This window comes from Streptomyces graminofaciens, from assembly GCF_030294945.1.
GTDB classification, from domain to species: domain Bacteria; phylum Actinomycetota; class Actinomycetes; order Streptomycetales; family Streptomycetaceae; genus Streptomyces; species Streptomyces graminofaciens.
In genome coordinates this window covers 8,234,423-8,257,042 of sequence record NZ_AP018448.1, presented here as the reverse complement: position 1 = coordinate 8,257,042, position 22,620 = coordinate 8,234,423, and the positions used below count along the sequence as shown (strand labels likewise).

The 22,620-nt window shown below is 71.7% G+C and carries 17 protein-coding genes and 1 pseudogene; 5 read left to right on the top strand and 13 right to left on the bottom strand.

Annotated elements, in window-relative coordinates:
- Positions 1–24: 24 nt before the first annotated feature.
- The 8 genes and pseudogenes from SGFS_RS36280 to SGFS_RS36245 all read right to left on the bottom strand — a co-directional run bounded on the left by SGFS_RS36280 (position 25) and on the right by SGFS_RS36245 (position 12,431).
- On the bottom strand, positions 25–1,227 hold the full coding sequence (locus SGFS_RS36280) for an NAD(P)/FAD-dependent oxidoreductase (RefSeq protein ID WP_286256387.1): 1,203 nt from the start codon (positions 1,225–1,227) through the stop codon (positions 25–27).
- Positions 1,224–2,633, bottom strand: a complete 1,410-nt coding sequence (locus SGFS_RS36275) for an FAD-dependent oxidoreductase (RefSeq protein ID WP_286256386.1) — start codon at positions 2,631–2,633, stop codon at positions 1,224–1,226. The genes SGFS_RS36280 and SGFS_RS36275 overlap by 4 nt, the downstream gene beginning before the upstream one ends.
- 515 nt (positions 2,634–3,148) lie before the next feature.
- Positions 3,149–5,227 (bottom strand): annotated as a pseudogene (locus SGFS_RS36270) (molybdopterin oxidoreductase family protein); the annotation flags it as partial.
- On the bottom strand, positions 5,220–6,596 hold the full coding sequence (locus SGFS_RS36265; RefSeq protein WP_286256385.1) for a nitrate/nitrite transporter: 1,377 nt from the start codon (positions 6,594–6,596) through the stop codon (positions 5,220–5,222). The pseudogene SGFS_RS36270 and the gene SGFS_RS36265, both read right to left, overlap by 8 nt.
- A gap of 48 nt (positions 6,597–6,644) precedes the next feature.
- The gene (locus SGFS_RS36260) at positions 6,645–7,652 is read right to left on the bottom strand and encodes a methyltransferase (RefSeq protein ID WP_286260245.1); all 1,008 of its coding nucleotides are present in this window, start codon (positions 7,650–7,652) and stop codon (positions 6,645–6,647) included.
- 2 nt (positions 7,653–7,654) lie between these two features.
- The gene (locus SGFS_RS36255; RefSeq protein WP_286256384.1) at positions 7,655–9,313 is read right to left on the bottom strand and encodes a class I adenylate-forming enzyme family protein; all 1,659 of its coding nucleotides are present in this window, start codon (positions 9,311–9,313) and stop codon (positions 7,655–7,657) included.
- A 16-nt stretch (positions 9,314–9,329) separates the two neighbouring features.
- The gene (locus tag SGFS_RS36250; protein ID WP_286256383.1) at positions 9,330–10,568 is read right to left on the bottom strand and encodes an FAD-dependent monooxygenase; all 1,239 of its coding nucleotides are present in this window, start codon (positions 10,566–10,568) and stop codon (positions 9,330–9,332) included.
- A gap of 579 nt (positions 10,569–11,147) precedes the next feature.
- The gene (locus tag SGFS_RS36245; RefSeq protein ID WP_286256382.1) at positions 11,148–12,431 is read right to left on the bottom strand and encodes an MFS transporter; all 1,284 of its coding nucleotides are present in this window, start codon (positions 12,429–12,431) and stop codon (positions 11,148–11,150) included.
- 91 nt (positions 12,432–12,522) lie between these two features.
- Here SGFS_RS36245 and SGFS_RS36240 point away from each other — a divergent pair, with 91 nt between their 5' ends.
- The gene (locus SGFS_RS36240) at positions 12,523–13,002 is read left to right on the top strand and encodes an RrF2 family transcriptional regulator (RefSeq protein WP_286256381.1); all 480 of its coding nucleotides are present in this window, start codon (positions 12,523–12,525) and stop codon (positions 13,000–13,002) included.
- A gap of 62 nt (positions 13,003–13,064) precedes the next feature.
- A complete protein-coding gene (locus SGFS_RS36235; RefSeq protein WP_286256380.1) occupies positions 13,065–14,111 on the top strand; it encodes a ParB/RepB/Spo0J family partition protein in 1,047 nt (348 codons plus the stop codon).
- Positions 14,112–14,267: 156 nt separating this feature from the next.
- Here the strand turns inward: SGFS_RS36235 and SGFS_RS36230 are convergent, their stop codons facing one another.
- Positions 14,268–15,044, bottom strand: a complete 777-nt coding sequence (locus SGFS_RS36230) for an AfsR/SARP family transcriptional regulator (protein WP_286256379.1) — start codon at positions 15,042–15,044, stop codon at positions 14,268–14,270.
- Positions 15,045–15,491: 447 nt separating this feature from the next.
- On the opposite strand from SGFS_RS36230, the gene SGFS_RS36225 reads away from it, so the two are divergent.
- From SGFS_RS36225 to SGFS_RS36215, 3 genes are all read left to right on the top strand, one after another.
- Positions 15,492–16,307 (top strand): 2-amino-3,7-dideoxy-D-threo-hept-6-ulosonate synthase, encoded by an 816-nt coding sequence (locus SGFS_RS36225; RefSeq protein ID WP_286256378.1) that lies wholly within the window; start codon positions 15,492–15,494, stop codon positions 16,305–16,307.
- On the top strand, positions 16,304–17,407 hold the full coding sequence (locus SGFS_RS36220) for a 3-dehydroquinate synthase II family protein (RefSeq protein ID WP_286256377.1): 1,104 nt from the start codon (positions 16,304–16,306) through the stop codon (positions 17,405–17,407). Before SGFS_RS36225 ends, SGFS_RS36220 begins: the two co-directional genes overlap by 4 nt.
- A gap of 83 nt (positions 17,408–17,490) precedes the next feature.
- A complete protein-coding gene (locus tag SGFS_RS36215; protein ID WP_286256376.1) occupies positions 17,491–17,940 on the top strand; it encodes a hypothetical protein in 450 nt (149 codons plus the stop codon).
- A 190-nt stretch (positions 17,941–18,130) separates the two neighbouring features.
- Here SGFS_RS36215 and SGFS_RS36210 read toward each other — a convergent pair whose 3' ends face one another.
- From SGFS_RS36210 to SGFS_RS36195, 4 genes are all read right to left on the bottom strand, one after another.
- Positions 18,131–19,390, bottom strand: coding sequence for an MFS transporter (locus SGFS_RS36210; RefSeq protein WP_286256375.1), 1,260 nt, complete (start codon positions 19,388–19,390; stop codon positions 18,131–18,133).
- On the bottom strand, positions 19,387–20,673 hold the full coding sequence (locus SGFS_RS36205) for a JmjC domain-containing protein (RefSeq protein ID WP_286256374.1): 1,287 nt from the start codon (positions 20,671–20,673) through the stop codon (positions 19,387–19,389). The genes SGFS_RS36210 and SGFS_RS36205 overlap by 4 nt, the downstream gene beginning before the upstream one ends.
- 63 nt (positions 20,674–20,736) lie before the next feature.
- Positions 20,737–21,834 (bottom strand): SagB/ThcOx family dehydrogenase, encoded by a 1,098-nt coding sequence (locus SGFS_RS36200; protein ID WP_286256373.1) that lies wholly within the window; start codon positions 21,832–21,834, stop codon positions 20,737–20,739.
- Between the two features lie 98 nt (positions 21,835–21,932).
- Entirely contained in the window at positions 21,933–22,106 is a 174-nt protein-coding gene (locus tag SGFS_RS36195; protein WP_286256372.1) for a hypothetical protein, read from the bottom strand.
- Positions 22,107–22,620: the final 514 nt, after the last annotated feature.

Below are 22,620 nucleotides of genomic sequence, written 5' to 3'. Positions count from 1 at the left end.
CCGTCCGTCCGCGCCGGGGGCCCGTCAGGGGAGGAGGAGCCGTTCGAGATCGGCCGGGGGCGGACGGCCGACCAGCGGACCGAGCTCGGTGCGTGAGCCCGTGTCGCCCGCGAGGATGCCGCCGAGGAGGCTGCCGGTGTCGTGGTGGAGGAACACCTTGGCGTAGCGGGCGGTGCCCTCGGCGAAGACGACTTCGACGGCCCAACGGTCCCCCGGATCCGTGGTGCCGAACGTGGCCACGCGCACGCCGAGGAGTTTCAGCTCCGTCGACGTGTCCAGGGCACCGACGTGTGCGACACGGTGGCCGGCCAACTGGCGGGCCACCGTGTCGGCCATCGCGTACCCCGGGGCGAGCAGGCCGTGGCAGCGCCCGCGCACGGCGGCGCACTCTCCGACGGCCCAGACACGCTCGTCGGCGGTACGGCAGTGCTCGTCGACCAGGATGCCGCCCCGCGCTCCGCGTTCGAGGCCCAGCCCGGCGGCGAGTTCGTCCCGTGGGCGGACACCCGCGGCGAAGACCGTCAGATCGCAGTCCAGGACCGTGCCGTCCGTGAGGACGACGGCCCGTACGGTGCCGTCGGGGTGGCCCTCGACCGAGGCGACGGCACTTCCGCAGCGCAGGTCGAGGCCGAGTTCGGCGGCGCCCCGGTGGAGCACCCGTGCCGCACCGGGATCGAGCTGGGCCGGCATCGGATGAGGCGCGCTCTCCACGACATGGGGGCGCATCCCCAGCCGGCTCAGCCCATGGGCCGCCTCCAGGCCGAGGAGTCCGCCGCCGACCACCACGCACGGGCGGCCGGGGCGTGCCGCGCCCCGGATCGCGTCCAGGTCGTCGAAGGTCCGGTAGACGAAGCAGTGCGTCAGGTCCCGGCCAGGAACGGGGGGAACGAAGGGGCGCGAGCCGGTCGCGAGGACCAGCGCGTCGTACGGGACGACGTCGCCCCCGGCGGTCACCACCGTGCGCGTGGCGCGGTCGGCGGAGACGGCGGGGCAGGCGAGGCGGAGGTCCACCAGGGGGTCGGCGAGGAACTCCCGGTCGGCGAGGGCGAGGTCCTGCTTCGTCCGGCCGGTCAGATACGAGGACAGTGCCATGCGGTTGTAGGCGGGGTGAGGTTCCTCGGCCAGGACGACGACCCGCCAGTCGCCGGAGGTGTCCAGGACGCGCAGCCGGTCGACGAGCCGGTGCCCGACCATGCCGTGTCCGACGACGACCAGGGTGCGCGTCACCGGGCCCCCTCCGGTGCGTTCCGGTCCGCGCGCTCCCAGGTGTCGCACAGCCGCGCCACCGCGGGGCCGCAGCCGCCGCACCCCGTGGCGACCCGGGTCGCGTCCGCCAGCGCCGTGACGGTACGGGCCCCCGCCCGCCAGGCCTTGGCCAGGGCCCGGCGCCGGACGCTGTTGCACAGGCAGATCAGGGCGTCCTCGTCCGTCTCGGCACCGGTGGGCGCGGGTGTCACCGGCCGACCGAGGAGCAGCCCCAGCCGGTCGGACGGAACCCGCCGGCCCTGCCGATGGGTGACGCCGAGGGCGGCTATGGCCTCCGGCACGCCGAAGAGCACCGCGGCGATCAGGTGTTCGTCGCGCAGTGCGAGGCGTGCGTGGCGGCGGCCCGACCGGTCGGTGAAGGTGACGGTGCGGGCGCCGGGTTCGTCGAAGTCGGCCGGGGAGCCGATGCAGGACACGTCGACGGCTCGGGCGCGCAGCCGGAACGTGGACGCGGCAGGCAGGTAGGCCGTGGCACGGCCGGTGAGGATGCCCGCCAGCGCGTCGGCCTGCGCGTGGGCGACCTCGATACCGCCCAGGGTCCGGCCGTCGTGTTCGGCGCAGTCCCCGACGGCATGGACATGGGGGTCTCCGGCGCTCAGTCGGTCGTCGACCAGGATCCCGTGGCGCACCGGCAGACCGGCGGCGCGGGCGAGCCGTACGTCCGGGGTGGCGCCGGTGCACAGGACGAGTGTGTCGGCGCGCAGTGTCGTTCCGTCGTCCAGGAGCACCCGGCCGGGGGTGCGGCGCACCACCGTGCGACCGCCGAGCACGGTCACACCGGCCCGCTCCAGCTCCTCGGTGAGCATGCCGGAGCAGGGTGCGCCGAGCCGCTCGTGCAGGGGATGGGGGTGGGCGCAGACCAGCGTGGTGTGGGTGGACCGGGCCGCGAGGGCGAAGGCGGTCTCCACGCCCAGGGGCCCGCCGCCGAGCACCACCACGCTGTCCCCGGTGATCCGGGCGCAGTCCGCCGCCGTACGCAGGGTGGTCACGCCCGCCGCGAGGCGTCCGTCGGCGCCGGTCGCGCCGACGACGGCGGGGACGACGGCGCGGGCTCCGGTGGCGAGGACCAGGGTGTCGTAGGAGTGGACGGTCTCGATCCCGTCCCGCTCCGCCCGTACTTCGTGCCGTGGCCGGTCGATGCCCGTCACCACCGTGCCGGTGTGCACCCGGGTGTCGGGCGGGGGCGGCAGGCGGACGGCTTCGGCGGGGAGCAGGCCGGCGACGACGTCGGACAGCAGCGGCCGGTGGTGGACGGGGCTGGGTTCGGCCCCGAGGACGGTGAGGGGTCCGGTGTGGCCGTGGTGCCGCAGGCGGTCGGCAAGACGGTGCGCGGCCGGGCCGTTGCCGACGACGAGGATCCGACTCATGGCGTCACCTCGGGCATCGCGTCCAGGGCCTGTGCCGGAAGTGGCGTCGTCCGCCCGGAGGGCGGGGCGGGGAGTGGTCCGGGCGGCGGGCCGAGGAGCGGGTCGGGCGGCGGGCCGGGGAGCGGGCCGGAGAGCGGGCCGGGCGGCAGGCCGAGGAGCGGGCCGGGCGGCAGACCGAGGAGCAGGCCGGAGAGCGGGCCGGGCGGCAGGCCGGGAAGCGGGCCGGGCGGCAGACCGAGGAACGGGCCGAGGAACGGGCCGGGCGGCAGACCGAACAGCAGGCCGGGCGGCAGACCGAACAGCAGGCCGGGCGGCAGACCGAGGAGCAGGCCGGAGAGCGGGCCGGGGAGCAGGCCGGAGAGCGGGCCGGGGAGCGGGCTCTCGGCGTGGCGGGTGGAAGCGCTCGTACCGGATGTACCTGGGCTTTCGCCCGGTGCGTCGGGTGGGGGCGCCTCCCACTCCCTTGAGGCAGTGGGGGAGCGTGCCGGGCGCCGGCCGCCGGGCGCCCCTTCCGACACGGGCTCCAGTCGTACGGCGCTCACCTTGAACCCGGGCATGCCGCTGCGTGGGTCCAGGGCGGGGTGGGTGAAGAGATTGGCCCGCCCGTCCCCGGGAAAGTGGAAGGGCGCGAAGAGGGTGTCCGGGCGCATCGTCGGGTCCAGTCGGACCCGGGCGGTCATGCTGCCCCGTGGGGACGTGACGCGGGCGAGGCCGCGGTCGACCACCCCCGAGCGGGCCGCGGTGTCGGGGTGGACCTCGATGAAGGGCTCGGGGACGGCCGCGCTCAGCTCCGCGACCCGGCGGGTCTGCGCCCCGGACTGGTAGTGCGCCAGGACCCTGCCGGTCGTGCCGTGCAGGGGGTACGCCGAGCTGATGTCCTCGGCGGGACCGCGATGGTCGACGGCGGCGAACCGTGCCTTGCCGTCGGGGTGCGCGAACCGGTCCAGGAAGAGTCTGGGCGTGCCCGGATGACGCTCTTCGGTGTCCGGGCAGGGCCAGTGCAGGCACTCGCCGGCGTCCAGCCGTTCGTAGGTGATGCCGGAGTAGTCGGCCCGTCCGCCCCGGGACGCCGCGCGCAACTCCTCGAACACCTCCCTCGGATCGCTCGGGTAGCGGTCCGGGGGCTGGCCCAGCCGCACGGCGAGGTCGCGCAGCACCCGCAGGTCGCTGCGGGCCTGCGCCGGGGGCGGTATCACGGCGCGGCGGCGCAGTACGCGGCCCTCCAGACTGGTCAGCGTTCCCTCCTCCTCGGCCCATTGGGTGACGGGCAGCACGACGTCGGCCATGCGGGCGGTCTCGGAGGGAACGAAGTCGGCCACCACGAGGAGCTCGAGGGACGCCAGCCGTTCGGTCACGTGGGCGGCGTGCGGCGCCGAGACCGCCGGGTTCGACCCGAAGACCAGCAGGGCACGCGGCCCGTGGTCAGCGCCCAGCGCGTCCAGGAGCTCGTAGGCGCTGCGCCCGGGGCCCGGCAGGTCGTCCGGCGCCACTCCCCATACGCCGGCGACGTGGGCGCGTGCCGCGGGGTCGGTGAGGGAGCGGTAGCCGGGCAGTTGGTCGGCCTTCTGTCCGTGTTCCCGGCCTCCCTGACCGTTGCCCTGTCCGGTCAGGCACCCGTACCCGCCGCGCCCGGATCCCGGCAGGCCCAGGGCGAGGGCCAGGTTGATGAACCCGGCCGCGGTGTCGGTGCCCTGGCTGTGCTGCTCGACGCCCCGGCCCGTCAGTACGTACGCGTTCCGGGGCCGGGCGAGCAGCCGGACGGCCGCGCGCTGGTCGCGGGCGGGTACGCCGGTGACGGACTCGACCCGCTCGGGCCACCAGGCCATCGCCCGGCGTGCCGCTTCCTCGAAGCCGTGGGTGCGCCGCCGGATGTAGTCCTGGTCGAGCAGCCCGTCCACGACGGCGATGTGCAGGAGCCCGAGGGCGAGGGCGAGGTCGGTGCCGGGCACGGGCTGCAGATGCAGGGTGGCGCGGTGTGCGGTGGCGGTGCGCCTCGGGTCGATGACGATCAGTTCGGCCCGGTCGAGGTGTTGCAGCAGGGGCGGCATGGTCTCGGCGACGTTCGCGCCGGCCAGCAGCACGGTCCGCGCGTCGCGCAGGTCCGCGACGGGAAAGGGCAGGCCCCGGTCCACGCCGAACGCCTCGTTTCCGGCCGTGGCGGCGGACGACATGCAGAACCGGCCGTTGTAGTCGATCTGGCTGGTCCCGAGGGCGAGACGGGCGAACTTCCCCAGCAGGTAGGCCTTTTCGTTGGTCAGGCCGCCTCCGCCGAAGACCGCCACCGTGTCCGGACCGTGCCGGGCGCGCAGGGCGCGTATCCGCTCGGCCACCGTGTCCAGCGCGGTGTCCCAGGAGGTGCCCGTGAGCCGGCCGTCCGGGCCCCTGGACAGGGGGCGGGTGAGCCGGTCGGCGGCGGTCAGCACGTCGGGGGCGGTCCAGCCCTTCTGGCACAGCTTGCCCCGGTTCACCGGGAAGTCCGCCGGTCGCACCCGCACACCTGTCTCCCGGTCGCCGTGCAGGAGCGTGCCGCACTGCAGTGCGCAGTACGGGCAGTGGGTGCGCGTCCGCGGGGTGGGAAAGGGCGGTTCAGACACGGCTGGTCTCCTCGATGCCGCGGGACGCGCGCGTGACCGGTGCCGGTGGGCGGTGTGGACGGGTGAGCCGCAGCAGGACCAGGCACAGGGCGTAGAAGGCGAGGAACGCCACGAAGGCGGGGGCTCCGGAGCCGGAGCCGTCGGAGTAGGAGAGCTTGAAGGCGAGGTTGATGGCGGCACCGCCGAGGGCGCCCACCGCGCCGGCGATCGCGATGACCGCGCCGGACAGCCGACGGGCGCGGGCGAAGGCGTCGGCCGCGTCGCATCCGGCGGTGACGGCTCGCTCCGCCTTGTGCGCGTGGATCGCCGGGATCATCTTGTACGTCGAGCCGTTGCCGAGGCCGCTGAGCACGAACAGCACGATGAACCCGGCGACGAACAGGCCGAAGGAGTGTGCGCGGGAGGCGAGGAGGAGCACGAGCGTGCCGGCGGCCATGCCGAGGAAGTTCCAGAAGGTGACCCTCGCTCCGCCCGCCCGGTCGGCCAGCCATCCGCCGAGCGGGCGGGCGCAGGAGCCCAGGAGCGGGCCGAGGCAGGTGTATCCGACCGCGGTGATCGGGGTGGTGTCGAACTCGTTCTGCAGGACGAGGCCGAAGGCGAAGCCGTAGCCGATGAAGGAGCCGAAGGTGCCGACGTAGAGGAGGGAGATCCACCAGGTGTCGGGGTCGCGGACCGCCTCGCGCTGGGCGCCGGGTGCGGACCGCACGGTGTCCACGTTGTCCATCTTCCACGCCGCGAGCAGGGCGACGACCACGATCAGCGGAAGGTAGACCGCCGCGACGTACGAGGGGTGTGTCCGCCCGGCCACCGAGGTGACCGCGAGTCCGACGAGCTGGACCGCCGCGACGCCGAGGTTTCCGCCGCCCGCGTTGAGACCGAGGGCCCAGCCCTGGCGGCGCTGCGGATAGAAGGCGGTGATGTTCGTCATCGACGACGCGAAGTTGCCCCCGCCGAGGCCGGCCACGGCGCCGATGAGCAGGAACACCCACAGCGGTGTGCCGGGGCGCTGGACGAAGTACAGGGCGAGCAGGGTGGGCACGAGCAGGACGGCGGTGGCGAACACGGTCCAGTCGCGTCCGCCGAACCGGGTCACCGCACGGCTGTAGGGCAGCCGCAGCACAGCGCCCACGACGGTGGGGACCGCCACGAGCAGGAACTTCTCCCCGGAGTCGAATCCGAGCCCGATCTCGGGGGACATGAACAGGACGAGGACCGACCACAGCGTCCACACCGAGAACCCGATGTGTTCGGAGAGGACGGAGAGGACGAGGTTGCGGCGGGCGATACGGCGGCCGTCCCGTTCCCAGCGGTCCTCGTCCTCGGGATCCCAGCCGGTGAGCCATTTTCCCTCGACGGGTCTGTCAGCCATGCTGCGCTCCCACGGCGTCGGTGTCACGTCATCGAGCGTTCCGGCGGGTCAGCTCGGTGCCGCGACCATGAGATGCGTCTCCAGGGGAAGGCCGTGGATGGATTCCACGGTGAAGCCGGCCTTGTCGAGGAGCGTGCGGTACTGCGTCTCGTCCCGCTCCCGGCCGCCGCCGAGCACCACCAGCATGTGCATGTTGTAGCCCTGGGTCAGCGAGGAGCCGGTGCCCCGGGTCAGTACGCGTTCCAGGATCACCAACCTGCCGCCGGGGGCCATCGCGCGACGGCAGTTGGTGAGGATCCGGTGACACGCCTCGTCGTCGAAGCAGTGCAGGATGCGGGAGAGGAGGTAGACGTCGCCGTCGGCCGGGATCGACTCGAAGAAGTTTCCGGCGACCCGTTCGCACCGGTCCGCGTGGTCCGTGGCGATCGGGCGGTCCCTGGTCTCCTCGATCACGTGCGGGGCGTCGAACAGTACGGCGCGCGGGCCCTCGTTCGCGTTGAGGATCTCGTTGAGGAGTGCTCCGTGGCCGCCGGCGACGTCCACGATCCGCCGCGCCCCGGAGAAGTCGTAGGCGCCGCTGACCTCCGCGAAGAAGGGGGTGCCCGCCACCATGGCCCGCTCGTAGGTCAGCGAGACCTCGGGGTTCTGGTGCAGGTACGAGAACAGGTCGGAGCCGTAGACGTGTGCGAACGCCGAGCGGCCGGTGCGCAGCGAGTGGGACAGCGCGCCCCACGCCGGGTAGAAGTGCGAGCCGTAGATGCGCACATGGTCGCGCATCGAGTCGCGGGTGTCGGTGCGCAGCAGTTCGCCGACCTCGGTCAGCGCCCAGCCGCTCGCCTCGTCGCCCTCGACCACGCCGAGGCTCTCCAGGAACAGCAGGAGCCGCCCCAGCGCGTCGGCGTCGGTCCTGGTCTCCAGGGACAGATCGATGGTCCGGGCACGGTCCGCCGCCGCGATGGCGTCGACGACGCCCGACTCGGTGGCGAGGTAGACGGCCTGGGTCTTCCAGAACCCGGCCATGAGCTCGAAGAGTCGACTTCCTGCCGTGTCCTTCATGGTCACGCCCCCACCGTCTTGTCCGACGCCTCGTCCGGCCCGGTGGCCGGCGGGTTTCCTTCCCTGACCAGCTTGGCCAGCTCGGACCGCTGGACCTTGCGGGTCGAGGTGCGCGGCAGGTCGTCGAACCCGAGCTGGCGGAAGGGGCTCATCGGGGGCAGGTCGAAGGTCGCCCGCCGCCACCGCTTCTCGTCGAGGGGCAGCTCGCCCCGGGTGGCCACCACGGGGACGGGCTCGCCCTGTTCGCCCGCCACGATCACCACTTCGCGCAGTTCTTCGAGGCGGCTCATCAGGAGGTCCTCGACGGCGAGGTTGCTGTCCACGGTGTCGATCCGGTCGACCTCGCGGTCCATCAGGTGCAGCAGGCCCCAGCGGCTGAGGTAGCCCATGTCGCCGACCCGCCACCAGCCGTCGCGCAGTTCGCTCCGGAACCGTTCGTCCTCGCCCAGGTAGGTGAGGATCCGGGTGCGGCTGCGCACTTCGAGGTGGCCGGTCCGTCCGGTGCCGAGCCGCCGGCCCGTGTCGTCGACGACGCGCATGGAGATGAAGCCGGGCAACGGCATCCCGACGCACCGGCCGTCGGCCTTGTGGGCGGTCTGGCGTGTGTACCAGCGTCCGGCCATGGGGCCGATCTCGGACTGCCCGTAGAACTGGACGAAGACCGGCCGCTTGTGTCGTGAGGCGGCGAGCATCCGCTGGATGGTGCGCGGGTGCATCGCGTCGAACGTGGCGCCGAAGACCCGGACGCTGGACAGGGGGGCGCCCGGCGCGTCGTCGAGTTCCTCCCAGTCGACGTACGTGTTGGGGTGGGTCTCGATGTATCCGGGGCGGGTGCGGACGAACAGCGGGCCGATGCGGTCCGGGTCCGGATCCACGGCGATCACCATCGGGTTGCCGTGGCTGAGGAACATGGCGAGCCCCTGGTAGAAGCGGGAGTGCACGAACGTCATGCACAGCGCGGCCGTCTCCTTGCCCCGGATGGGCCAGGACACCAGCCGCTGCGGCACGAGCCGGTGCCAGCCGGTCTCCGGGCAGTGCACGGCCAGCTTCGGGATGCCGGTCGTACCGGAGCTGTGCGTGATCAGCGACGGCTGGCGCGGGTGGAGGAACACCGGCTCGCGCCGGGGAGCGTCCGCGTACTCGGCGAGCGCGACCACCTCGGGGATGCGCTCGGCGGTCTTCGCCGCGAGCTCGGCGGGCGTCGTACCGGCGGACAGCAGGACCTCGCGCACATCGTCGGCCAACGGCACGCCATGCAGCTTGCCCGCCAGGGTGTCGCCGTCCGTGAGCAGCCACGGCTGTTCCAGCCGGACGAGCAGTTCGTGCGCCACCGCGCCGTCGAGCGCCGGTGACAGCAGCGCGGGTACGGCGCCGATGCGGGCGGCGGCGCAGGCGAGCAGCGCGATGTCGAAGTTGTCGGTCTTGTACAGCGCCACCCGCTCGGTGGGCCTGACTCCGGCCGCCCACAGCCTGGCCGCCAACTCGTCTATCTGGTCCGCCAGTTGCCCGACGGTGAAGTGCGTACCGCGCTCGGGGGCCCACTGCGGGGGGCGATCGAGCGTCACCTGCGTGGTGGCGTCGCGGCGCGCGGCGGCATGGAAGATGTCGCCGATGTAGAAGCCGTTCCCGCGGGTGACCCGGCTCAACAACGTGTGCAGCACTGGTTCTCCTCGTAGGTCAGGGGCGATGGGTGAGACGAGCGGCCGAGGGCTCCCGCCCGGAAGCCGGTTCGGGGGGCGTGGCCGCCGCCGCGGCGTCGTGGCCGTACAGCCAGTCGAGGTGCTCCAGGCTCTGCCGTGCGCGCATGTCACGGTCGCGCCGCTCCTGGTGCGCGCCGTCGGGCAGGTGGAACGTCCGCCCCAGTGCGCGGGCGCGCCGGTGGATGTCGGCGGTACGGGGCATGCGGAGCCCCTGGTAGCGGCGTACGGCCCCGGTCGGCGTGCCGGGGCCGGCCTCGCGGAGGCAGCGCGCGAGGACCACGGCGTCCTCCAGGGCCTGGTTCGCCCCTTGCGAGAGATAGGGAAGGGTGGGGTGCGCGGCGTCGCCCAGCAGCACCACCCGATCGGTGGCGTAGCGGCAGGCCATGTCACGGTCGTACAGGTCCCAGCGGGTGACCGACTCGGCGGCGGTCACCACCCGCCGGACCTCCTCGTGCCAGCCGGCGAACGCCGCGTCGAGGTCCTCCGTCGTACCCGGAACGGACGAGGAACCGGAGCGGGCGTCCGGGCTGACGCCGACGGCGCTGAAGTGGACCATGTCGCCGCCCACGATGGGGTAGTACGTGACGTGCCGCTCGGGGCCGAGCCAGAACACGACCCGCGGGTCATGGGTGAAGGAGGGCATCACCTCGGCCGGTACGAGGCCGCGGTGCACCGAGTAGCCCGAGAACCGGGGTTCGTCGTCGACGACCGCCCTGCGGGCGACGGAGTGCACGCCGTCGGCCCCGATCACCAGGTCGGCGGTGGTGACGGAGCCGTCCGTGAGGTGGAGTTCGACCGTGTCGGGCCGCTCCACCAGGCGGACACAGCCCCTGCCGAGTTCGACGACGTCCTCGGGCAGGGCGGACACCAGACAGCGCTGCAGGTCCGCGCGGTGGATCAAGTAGTACGGGGCGCCGAACCGTTCGTCGCACCGGGCGCCGTGCGGGACCCGGGCGATCAGGCTCGCGTCGTCCCACCGCCGGGTCTCGATGGCCCCGGCCCGCACCCCGGTCCGGGCGAGGGCGTCCGCGAGTCCGAGCCGGTACAGGACGCGCACCCCGTTGGGTGAGAGCTGGATGCCCGCGCCCACGGCCCCGAACACCGGTGTCTGCTCGAAGAGCCGGACATCCATGCCGTGACCGTGCAGCAGCGTGGCGGTGACCAGGCCGGCGACGCCACCTCCCACGATGGCTACCTGTGCCTTCGACGGGGCCATGCGCATCCTCTCGACCAGGGGGAGGTTGGTCCGGGCGACGCCGTGAGGGCCGGCGCGCCACCCGGACCGCAGGGTTCCGTCAGCGTCGCAAACACCTGTCGAGGTCGAGCAGAACGCCTGTCGAGGTCAAGCAGTAGAAGTGCTCAAGCCATGGGCACACGCGGGGAAAGAGGCAGGAGCCCACCCCGGGGGATTAGGTGGACTCCTGCCGGTCTATGGGAACCGCCGGGCCTGCCGGTCTATGGGAACCGCCGGGCCTGGTGGTCTATGGGAACCGCCGGGCCTGGCGGTCTCCGGGAACCGCGCGGCCTGGCGGTCTCCCGGAACCGCCCGGCACCCGGCCGGTTTACGGGACCGCGCGGCCTGGCGGTCTCCGGAATGCGCGACACCCGGCCGGTCTACGGGTGCCGCGTGGCCTGCCGGTTTACGGGAACCGCGCGGCCTGCCGGTCTACGGGTGCCGCGTGGTCGGCCGGTCTACGGATGCCGCGCGGCCTACCGGTTACGGGTACCGCGCGGCCCACCGGTCAACGGATGCCGCGCGGTCGGCCGCAACGGACCGGCGGCCGACGCACCGGCCTCAAGCGTCGGCGCGTCGGTCCTTCTCGATCCGCCGCGGCGACAGCCGGGCGATGGGCAGCAGCATGAGCAGCGTCGCCGCGGTGAGCAGGCCGAAGGCCAACCGGTAGTCGCCGGTGGCGTCGCGCAGGCCGCCCACGACGACCGGCCCTACGGCCGCGCACGCGTAGCCGACGAAGAACGCCATCGCGGCGAACCGCCCGGCCTGCGCGGCATCACGGCTCGCCGAGACGGGCAGCGTCAGCACCAGCGTGAACAGTCCGCCGTGTCCGACGCCCATCGCGAGGACCCAGAGCCAGGTGCCGGTGCCCGGGCTGAAGGCGAAGCCCAGGAAACCCACGGCGGTCAGCACCGTCGTCACCGCCAGCCCGAGGCGTTTGTCCTCGCGCTCGCCGAGCAGGACGGGAACGCCCAGCATCGCGACGACCTGGATGGAGATCATCACCGTCAGCATGAAGCCGGCCCGGGCCTCGCTCAGTCCGCCGTCGTCGTGGAGCAGCGGCGCGATCCACGCCAACTCGCAGTAGTACAGGGCGGAGTTGCCGGCGGAGATCGCCGTGATCCGCCAGGCCAGGCCGGACCGCCAGGGCAGGCCGGTGGTGGCCGGGCCCTTCGGGCCGTCGATGTGCGCGAGGCGCAGCTGTCCCTTCGCCGCCGACCAGAGCACGATGCCGGCGACGGCGAGGACGGCCCACGACGCCAGGGCCGCGGGCCAGGAGTCGAGCGCGTCGGCGAGGGGCGCGCTGGCGCCGGCCGCCACCGCGCCGCCGAGTCCGAGCCCCGCCGTGTAGATCCCGGTCACCAGGCCGGCGCGGTCGGCGAAACGGGTCTTCACGACGGCCGGCAGCAGCGTCTGGGAGATCGCGATGCCGGCGCCCACGACGGCGGCACAACAGAGCTGCAGCCAGGTGGCCCCGCCCAGGCCGCGGGCGGCGGTCGCCACGGCGACGACGACCAGGCCGATCAGCACGCCTCGCTGCAGTCCCCACCGGCGGCCCACGGACGCGGCCAGCGGAGCGCACAGGCCCATGGCCAGGGTCGGGATGGTCGTCAGCAGCGCCACCGCGGTCGCCGACAGGTCCAGGTCCGCGCGGATGCGGTCCACCAGAGGGGAGACCGCGGCGATCGCGGGACGGAGGTTGGCCGCCGCCACGAACAGGGCGACGGCGGCGAAACCGAGGGCGGCCCGCTCCTGGCCGGATGGCGGAGCGGAGGGTTCCGAGCGGCGACCAGGTGCCGCGACGGCGGGGGACGCAGAGGATAAACGATCTTCAGTCTCGCTCATGACCTGCACCTTCGTCTATCTCGGATATTTTCCATCCTTGTTTATACCAGGATCTCGGATATTCGGGGTCCGAGATTGCTATCCTGGCGTCATGAAGCTGTCCAATGGCGTCGAGTGGGCCCTGCACTGCTGCGTCTCGCTCGGTCAGAGCCAGGCCCCGGTACCGGCCGCCCGGCTCGCGAAGCTGCACGGCATCCCCCCGGCCTATCTCGCCAAGCACCTGCAGTCGCTCTCCCAGGCCGGCATCCTGCGCTCCACGCCCGGACCGGTCGGGGGGTACGCGTTCACCCAGCCCCCCGCACAGGTCACCGTCCTGGACGTCGTACTGGCGATCGACGGCCCGAAGCCGGCGTTCCGCTGTACGGAGATCCGCAGGCAGGGCCCGCTCGCGCTGGGCCCCGAGGAGTGCCAGAAGCCCTGCGCCGTGTCGCGGGCCATGGCCGCCGCCGACGCCGCGTGGCGGGCGGCCCTGAAGAGCATCACGATCGCCGACCTCACCCGGGACATCGAGGCCGACAGCGCGGGATCGGCCATGGGGTCGGTACGACAGTGGCTGGCCGGAACGGGATAACCCGCCGCTCGTTCCGCCCGGCGCCGCCCCTTTACCGCATGTGCCCGGAGGTGCATCGAGCAATGAGCCGCCCCGACGAGTGCCTCGTGTCCACGTTCGACTCCGAACTGTCCACCGTGGAAGTGGTGCCGATCGCCCGCCTGTTACCCGCCGACTCCCCTCGCCAGTGGGGCGAGGACGACGAACACGTCCGTCTGCTCGCCGAATCGGAGGCGCCGCTGCCGCCGATCATCGCCCACCGTCCGTCCATGCGTGTCATCGACGGCATGCACCGACTGCTGGCCGCCCGGTGGCGCGGCAGGCACGAGATCCAGGTGCGGTTCTTCGACGGCCCGGCGGAGGACGCGTTCATCCTCGCGGTCAAGGCCAACGTCAGGCACGGGCTGCCACTGTCCGCGGCCGAGCGCACCGCCGCCGCGATCCGCATCATCCGCGCGCACCCGGAGTGGTCCGACCGCGCCATCGCCGCCACCACAGGTCTGTCGGCCAAGACGGTCGGCGCCCAACGCCTCAGGATGCAGGGCGATCCCGGTCGGCCGGCCCGCATCGGCAAGGACGGCAGGGTCCGCCCGCTCAACAGCGCCGAGGGACGCAGGATCGCGGCTCGGCTCATCGCCGAGGACCCCACCGCGTCCCTGCGCAGCATCGCCAAGAGGGCCGGCATCGCGCCGGGGACCGTCCGCGACGTGCGCTACAGACTGGAGCGCGGCGAGGACCCGGTGCCGTCGAGACCTCAGGCGGCGCCGACGACACCGGTGACACCGACGACCGCGCCGGGGTCGCCGCGTCCCGCCCCGCCGCACCTGACGGCCCACCGGGACACGGCGCCCATGTCGGCCGAGGCCCGTGAGGCGATGTTCCGCAGCCTGTGCCGGGATCCGTCGCTGCGGATGAACGAGACCGGGCGTCTGCTGCTGCGGATGATGGAGATCCACATGGCCGCGGACCACCGGCACATCGCCGCGGCGGTGCCGGCCCACTGCGCGGACTCGATCTCCGCGATGGCCACGGCCTGCGCGGAGGTCTGGCAGGAGCTGGCCACCCTGGTCAGGGCCTCCGCGCAGCCGTTCCACCCGGCGACTTCGTGGGACACCGTCACCGCCGTCTGACGGAGCCGGGGGAAGGTGCGTCGGGCGGGTGCGGGCGAGCAACCACACGCCCCTCACCCGCCGCACAGCCCGCACCCCCGAGCCACAGGGCGCCCCCCGCGGCGGCGCCTCTCGGCCGACGACGCCTCACATGGTCCCGGGGTCGGCGTCGATGCCTCACATGGTCCCGGGGTCCGAGTTCAGGATGGCCAGCTGAAGGTCCCGGAGCGGGGCTCCCGGTTCGATTCCGATCTCGTTCACGAGGCGCACCCGCAAGCCGCGCAGCACTCCCAGGGCCTCGGCCCGACGGCCCCCGAGCGCGAGCGCGCGTACGTACTGGTGGTGCAGGCCCTCGTGGAGCGCGTGCTCCCGGGTGACGGCGGCGAGCTGAGTGATGGCCCGTTGGTGCAGCCCGGCCTTGATGTGGGCCTCGGCCCGTATCGCTATGGCGTCGAGTCTGGACTCTTCGAAGAGCCTGCGCTTGGAATCGAGCACGGGGCCGGCCGGGGCGTCCGCCAACGCGTCTCCCCGCCACAGCTCCAAGGCCTCGTCCAGCAGTCTGATGCCCTCAATCGTCTTCCCTTCCTCCAGCGCCTTGCAGCCGTCCTTCGTCAGCTGCTGGAACTCCAGCCAGTCGAGCTGGATCTGGTCGCCTTTCAGGCTGTAACCACCGGAACCGGTTACCAGCATCTCCTGGGAGATCTGGGCGGCCGGGCGGCCGGTGACTCGCGCCAGCAATTTGCGGCAATTAAGGATGTACGTCTGCAGGGTGCGCAGACCCGTCACGGGCGGGTTGTCCTGCCACAGTTCCCGCACCAGGACCCGGACCGGGACCACCTGGTCGGCATGGACCAGCAGCATGGCCAGGACCGTTCGGATCTTCGGTGCCACCGCGACGGGTTCCACCGCCCCCTCCACACCGATGTGCAGGGCGCCCAGGGCTTTGACCTGCACGCGGGGGTGAGCATGCTCGGCCCGGGGGGCCAAACATGCGATGTGGAAATCGAGACCGAGTTCGGACGCGTCCTTCAACTGGTACACATTTCCCCCATCACTCAAATCCGGTCACCAATTGCCAGTGAATCGGCCATGGATTGACTGAAACGATTTCAATGTAACAGCCCCCCATCATCGAGCCGGACTGGTTTCAGCCGACCTGGCCGTAAACATGCGAAAGGTTTACGCCAGCCGGTTCTACGCTGTGCAACCGAGGAACTTCCTCAGTTGCACGGGCAACCGCGCGACCTGCGGTTCGAGCGGTGCGAGGCGGCCGTCCCGCAATCGCAAGCTGTAATTCAACGATTTCTTCAACTGTTTCTTGAACGGCCTCTGTGACGCTGCAAGCACCCCGCCGAAACCGACCTCCGTCTGTTCGATATCAACCGGCAAAAGGAGCACCCGATGGCGCGCGCACCATTAACCGGTAGATCCATACGTTTAACGAGACTGTCCGGCCATGACGACGGACGACTTCTTCTCGTCCCCCTGGACCACTCGGTGTCCGACGGCCCCATCACCACGGCCGCGGGCTTCTACGACCTGATTCGCGACATCGTGGACGGCGGAGCGGACGGCATCGTCGTGCACAAGGGCCGGGCCCGACTGCTCGCGCCCCACCTGTTCACCACCTGTTCGCTGATCGTGCACCTCAGCGCCGGCACCTCGCTCGGCCCCGACAGCAACGCCAAGGTCCTGGTCGGGGACGTGGAGGAGGCGGTCCGTCTGGGAGCGGACGCGGTCAGCGTCCATGTGAACATCGGCGCCGACACCGAGTCCGCGCAACTCGCCGACCTGGGCGCGGTGGCGGCGGCCTGCGACCGGTGGAGCATGCCGCTGCTCGCCATGGTCTACCCGCGCGGTCCGCGACTGACCGGCCCTGCCTCCCCCGAGCAGGTGGCACACGTGGCCAACATCGCGGCCGACCTCGGCGCCGACGTGGTGAAGACGGTCTTCGCGGGCCCGGCGGAACGCATGGCCGAGGTCGTCGCCGCCTCACCCGTGCCGATCCTGGTCGCCGGTGGTCCCGACAGCGAGCAGAGCCTGAACGAATTCGCCCGTACGGCGCTGGCCACCGGTTGCCAGGGCCTCGCGGTGGGACGGCGTGTCTTCTCCTCCCTCACGCCGGGCCGTGTGGTCCGGGAACTCGCCGACATCGTGCACGGACCGACCGAGACCCCCGCAGCCCTCCCTTCCCGACGCATGGCAGGTGTGATGTGAAGCTCAGCTGGATCGACATCCGTAACGTCGGCTCCGCGAAGGAGGCCATCCTCCAAGAAGCGATTCACGCGCGCGTCGACGGCGTCCTCGCCGCGGTCCCCGAGGATCTGGAGCCGCTGCCGCCGACCGTGAAGAAGATCCTGTTTCCCCAGGACCGTCCACTGCCGGAGGACTTCGGCGCCGCCGACGTGGTCGTGGTCGATCCGGCCAAGCACGGCGACCCCGTAGAGCTGGCGGGCCGACACCCGGGCGTCGAGTTCGGGCGGTACGTGGAGATCACGGATGCCGCGACCCTGGAGGATGCCTGCCGGTCCGGCCGCACGGACAAGTGGAGTCTGCTGTTCTTCCGTGATCCCACGAAGATCCCGCTGGAGATCGTGATCGCCGCGGCGGCCGGGGCGAAGGGCAGCCTGATCACGGTCGCGCAGGACGTCGAGGAAGCCGAGATCATCTTCGGCGTGCTGGAACTGGGCTCGGACGGAGTGCTCATGGCCCCGGCGCGCGTGGGCGACGCCACGGCGCTGAAGCAGTCGGCCGAAGCCGGCGTACCCGATCTGGAACTCGTCGAGCTCGAGATCACGGCGACCGCCCATGTGGGCATGGGCGAGCGGGCCTGTGTGGACACCGCCGCCTATTTCCGGAAGGACGAGGGGATCCTCGTCGGCTCGCACTCCAAGGGCATGATCCTCTGCGTCAGCGAGACCCATCCGCTGCCGTACATGCCCACCCGCCCGTTCCGCGTCAACGCCGGGGCGATCCACTCGTACACCCTCGCCAAGGACCAACGCACCAGCTACCTCAGCGAGTTGACGTCGGGCAGCAAGGTCACCGCAGTGGACATCCACGGCCGGACCCGGCTCGTGACCGTGGGCCGCGTCAAGATCGAGTCCCGGCCCCTGCTGTCCGTCGACGCCGTCGGGCCCGACGGCCGCACCGCCAACCTGATCCTGCAGGACGACTGGCACGTACGGGTCCTCGGACCGGGCGGTTCGGTGCTCAACAGCACCGAGCTCAAGCCCGGCGACAAGGTACTCGGCTACCTGCCCGTGGAAGACCGTCATGTCGGCTACCCGATCGACGAGTTCTGCCTGGAGCAGTGAGTCCACCCGGCCGGGGTGGGATCCCCCGCCCCGCCCCGGCCGGGTCCACCCGGACCGCACGGAAGCCACAGGGAGAGTGACTCATGCTCGGCACCCGCACTTCCCCGCACCCGACGGGCCCGCGACCGGCGCGGCGGCGACCGGTGGCCTTCGAACGGCGCGGTCTCGCCCTCCGGTTCGTCATGATCATCGGGGACCGGCGGCTGGCCGAGGCCCACCACGTCCTGTGCGACCAGGACACCGTGGTGGTGGACTTCCCGGAGTCGTCCGTCCGCATCGGCCTGTCCCGGCTGCTGCCCGAGCCGGACGGAGGCATCGTGCTGGACTGCCGCGTCGACCACCACGCCGAGGACGGCGTACCGCCCGGATCCGCATCCACCTCGTGGCAGCGGGTGCTCACCGGCCGCCCGGGGGCCCTGCACCAGAGGGAAGCACTGCTGCGGGAGGTCCTGGCGGCCAGAAGCCGGGCACCCGGCAGAACGGTCGCCCACCCGGCACTGGCGTCACTGCGTTACCTGGCGGCGGCGGTGTGAACAACGCCCGGATGCGCCCGGCCCACCGGTCGGCGGGTCCGGGCGCACGTCAAAGCACAGCAGGCCGCTCGACAGGTCCCAGGACCCAGGCGGCTCAACAGGCCCCAGGCCCCAAGCCGCTCGACAGGCCCCAGGACCCAGGCTGCTCAACAGGCCCCAGGACCCAGGCGGCTCGACAGGCCCCGGAACCCTAGGCCCCGGGGTTCTCGAAGCGCGCCACGCCGGGCACGGCCAGGCACAGCAGGCTCGACGCGGCGACCACGACGCCTCCGGCGACGAGGGTGCCGGTCATGCCCAGCCAGGCGACCATGGGGCCGACGAGCGCGAATCCGACGGGCAGGAGCGCGTACGCGCCGAGTTGGTCCAGTGCGAAGACCTTGCCCAGGAGTTCGTCGGGGAAGGCGCGCTGCAACGCGGAGAGCCAGTAGACGAAGTAGAGCTCGACCACGAAGCCGCCCAACGCGAAGCACAGGATCACCACGGGCAACGGGAACGGCGCGGCCAGGCTCAGTGGCACCAACGCGTACCCGGTCAGCGCGAGCATCGACACGGCTCCCCGCGCCTTGGGCTGCCAGCGCCCCGCCAGCGCGATGGCCGGGAGGGCGCCGACACCCATGGCGGCCAGCACGGCGCCGTACGCCACATCGCCGCCGAAGTCGCGCCGGGCCACGATCGGCAGAAGCGTGAGCGCGGTCGCCGAGCCGGCGAACAGGTGCAGACACACCGTTCCCATGACGGCCATCACCCAGGGGCGCCGACGAATGGCCCGGAGCCCGGCGGCGGCCTCACCGAGCACCGACGCCCGGGCAGCCGCCGACGGTTTGGAGTCCGACACCCGCAGCACACAGAACGCGGCCAGCGCGAACACGGCGCTGGTCACCAGCAACGCGGGCCGCACCCCGATCAGGGTCACCGCGGTCACACCGACCAGCGCGCCGCAGACGGCCGCGCTGCGCTGCGCCGCGGACACCAGGGCGTTGCCGCGCTCGAGGAGGGCGTCGGGCAGCAGGTTCGGCAGCAGTGAGCGCGACGCCGGCCGGGACAGGGCCTCGCCGGCCCCGACCACGGCGGTGACCAGGGGCAGCAGACCGAGCGGCAGCCAGGGCAGGCACAGCGCGGTGGCGAGCAGGACGACCGCGCGGAAACCGTCGGCGGCGATCAGGATGCGGGTGCGGCGCAACCGGTCCGCGATCACACCGCCGACCAGCAGACACACGACCAGGGCCACGGCCCGGCCGGCCAGCACCAGGCCGACCTGGGCCGCCCCGCCTCCCTCGTGCAGGACGTACAGGCTGAGCGCCACCGGGAACACCTGGTCGCCCACGGCCCCGCTGGCCTGCCCCGCCCACATCCGCAGGAACTGCGGGTGATCCCGTAACTTCCCGCCGGCCGACGCGTCCCGCGCCGCGTCCTCGTCGACACGGCCTGCCGCAGTGGTGTCTTCCGTCATGAGTCGTCCGGGTCGCTTTCTCTCCTCGGCGCGCCGTCCGGCGGCGCAGCCTCGTCCGATGCGGCGGCATGCCAGGGCGCGGCGGAGGGAGGCAGCAGCAGACCGATGTCGACCAGCGCCGCGGCCACCTTTCGCGCGTTGTCCTCGCCCAGGGCCGCGGTGAGCCCCGCCATGTCCGCGACCTGATCACGGTGCAACGCCGCCAGGAAGGGCGACACCGCAGTGGGCAGCCGCACCCGACGGTTTCCCACCGACAGCTGAACGCCATCCTTCACAGAAGCCGTGTGAAAGTACACGCCCGCTCGCAGCCGGTGAACACCCTGGGGCCGTACGCCGTCGGGCATGGGCAGAATCGGCACGGGCTCGGGAGTCTGCTCCCGGAACGCCGATTTCCGCAGCGACCACATCACCTCTTCGGGGGCCGCGCCGGCGGCCAGCGCCGCGAGCCGTTCGCCGACTTCGGCGAGCAGGTCCCGGGCGAGCTCGGAGTCGGCGACGAGCCGGTCCGTGTCCACGCCGACGCGCATCCATTCGTCGTCGGCCGCTCCGCGCACGAGTTCGGTGAGCAGATCGTGACGGGTGATCGTGGAGAAGGCGACGGTGAGATGGATGGACAACGTGTCCCGTGCCATCGGTGAGTGCATCGTCCCCCGGGGCAGGTACAGGCTGTCGCCGGCCCGCAGCACCAGATCCGCGAGCGGTCGGCTGGCCTCGCGCATTTCCTCCCGCCGCCGTGCCGGAACGTCGAACCAGGCATGCGCGGAAAGGGGGTCGGGCAGGGGCGGCGTACGCAACAGCCACCGCTTGTCACCTGCTATCTGCAGAACCAGCACGTCCTGGACGTCGAAATGCAGATCCACTCCTTGGGACCCCGGTGGTGTGACGAACGCGTTGACCTTGACGGGGTGACCCATTTCGGCGGCGAGTTCATGCGCGAAGCGCCGTATCGGAGGGTGAAAGCGGTGCAGGGAGCGCACGATCAGGGTCTGTCCGGCGGCGAGCGCCTGACGAATTCCGTCGGTGTTGGGGAACGGGGTGGTTCCGGGAGCGTCACCGGACTCGGGAATGCAGCCCTGGGTCACATCGCGTTCCACGCCGTCGCGCACCAGTCGCAGCGAAGACGTGCGCAACCCGCCCGAGACCAGTTCCTCCAGCGCTTGCGGGGAGAACAGATCGGTGAAGTCACCCGCCAGATCGGCGGCCGGGGTGTGCAGATATCCGTGACCGAACACCGACGCGCGAAACTCGTCCGGCGGCAGCGCGACACAGCGTTTCAGACTCATGACCCACTCCTGCGGCTGGGGGGAAGCCCGGTGCGGGGGGACGAACCGCTGTGAACCGCTGTGTCATCGCACCGCTCCCGGGCGTGGGAAGGCGAAGTCGGCCGGGAGGAGCGAGGCGGGCCCCTCCGGAACCCCCGCGGCCAACAGGTAGACGGTGAACTCGTCATCGGGGTCGACGCCCAGGAACCGCTCCATCCGGCTGTCGGCGAAGGCGACGGTCTGGAAGGGACCGAGCCCCAGAGCCGTGGCGGTGAGCGCGAAGGTCTGCCCGTAGTGCCCGGCGTCGTACATCCACAGGCGATAGGCGCGTGGGTGACGGTACTTCCAGGCCAGGCGATTGGCGACGGCCGTGGTGACGACGGTGAACGCGCCCTGGTACGAGGCCTCCTGGTGATAGGTCAGGTCGGCCAGTCGCGCACGGTCCGCCTTGGCGTCCAGGAGTTCCAGCGCATGGCGCACCACCGAGTAGTGGTACAGGCCGGGCGGTACGCCGGTGACGTTGTGGACGACGATGTACGCCTCGACCTCGTGCCGGCCCCCGGCCGAGGCGCTCACCCGGCACTGCTGCACCCCGAAGTCCGCGCCGTCGATGAACCGGTGCGGCGCGAAGCTGTGGAAGAGCAGCGTCCCGAGCTGGTCGAGGGAGACGGGAACGTCCGCGAACCGGCGATGGGTACGCCGTCCGGCGAAGACGTCGTCCACGGGCTTCGTCAGCGGCAGGGGCCGACGCGGCAACAGCACGACGGGGCTGTCCGCGTACTCCTTGTAGGCCGGAGGGGCGTCGCCCTCGGCGAGGATCGCCTCCACCTCGTCGGCCCGCCGGGGTGAGTCGACGAGATAGTCGACGTCCCGTGCCTCGATGTGGAAGCGCTCCGCCAGACCACCCCAACGCTGCCACAGGGGTGGCACTTGACGGGTGTCGTCCACGGCGGCGAGGACGCCGAGCCGGAGCAGACCGGTCACCGCCCGGCGCACCTGCGCCTCGTGCTCCGGGCCGAACGCGCCTGCCAGTTCGTCCAGGTCGATTCCGTCACCGGCCCGGTCGAGCACCTTGCGCAGATCGTCCGAGAGCCTGACCCACTGCGCCCGCCCCGGGACGCCGGCCTCCAGTCCCTCGGGAAGCCATCGCAGAACCAGGTGTTCGGGACGGCGGACCTTCATTCACGTCTCCCTCTCAGCGACTGCGCTCTCGGGTGTGGTCCGACTGTGATGCCGTGAGGCATCACAGTCGGACTTACCGTTCGTCCGCGCGGGACGAATCAGAGGGACGGGTGGTGCAGCAGCACCTGGCCGTCCTCGATGATCTCGATGTCGAGGTCCATTTTCGTCACCTCCTCCGCAATTGTTCGCAGTTCTCCGACAGGCCGGCCGGGAGAGAAGAGAAGCCCTTTTGCAGCCTGGGCCGCTATTCGTCCTGCCGACGCATTGGACATTAGATCCGGCGTTTCCGCCCCGGCAAGACCCCCAACGATTCCTGGCTAAAAAAGCCCATCGCTTCCGGAATCAGCCTTCGCAGAATCGCGAAAAGGTCTTGAGCGGTTCTCGACAGGGTTCCACTAGGATCCCCGGTCCATGAATTGAATTCCCGAAGAGCACGGAATTCGAAACGAATTCACTTGGCGTGCGGCGCCCCGCCCGAACAGTGGCTGAACTTCGACCGGACCATGACTTGCGGTGCAGGCGTGCGCATGCCAGGACAGCGCCCGGGCGGGCCACCGATCGGCCACGTGGAACGCCCGAGCCACCCTCGGCCCTGCTCCACACCCCTCACGCGGACCTTCGCATTCACATCACAAGCGACGGCACACACATCTAATGGACGCCGGTCGGCGCCATACGCCTTCGATTCACAGGGAACTCAAAGATGGAACCGCCCCCTGGACAAGCAGTGAGGTTAGGCTAACCTACCTTCGAACTCACCCCCGGGCGATCACCGCCCCGTTCGAA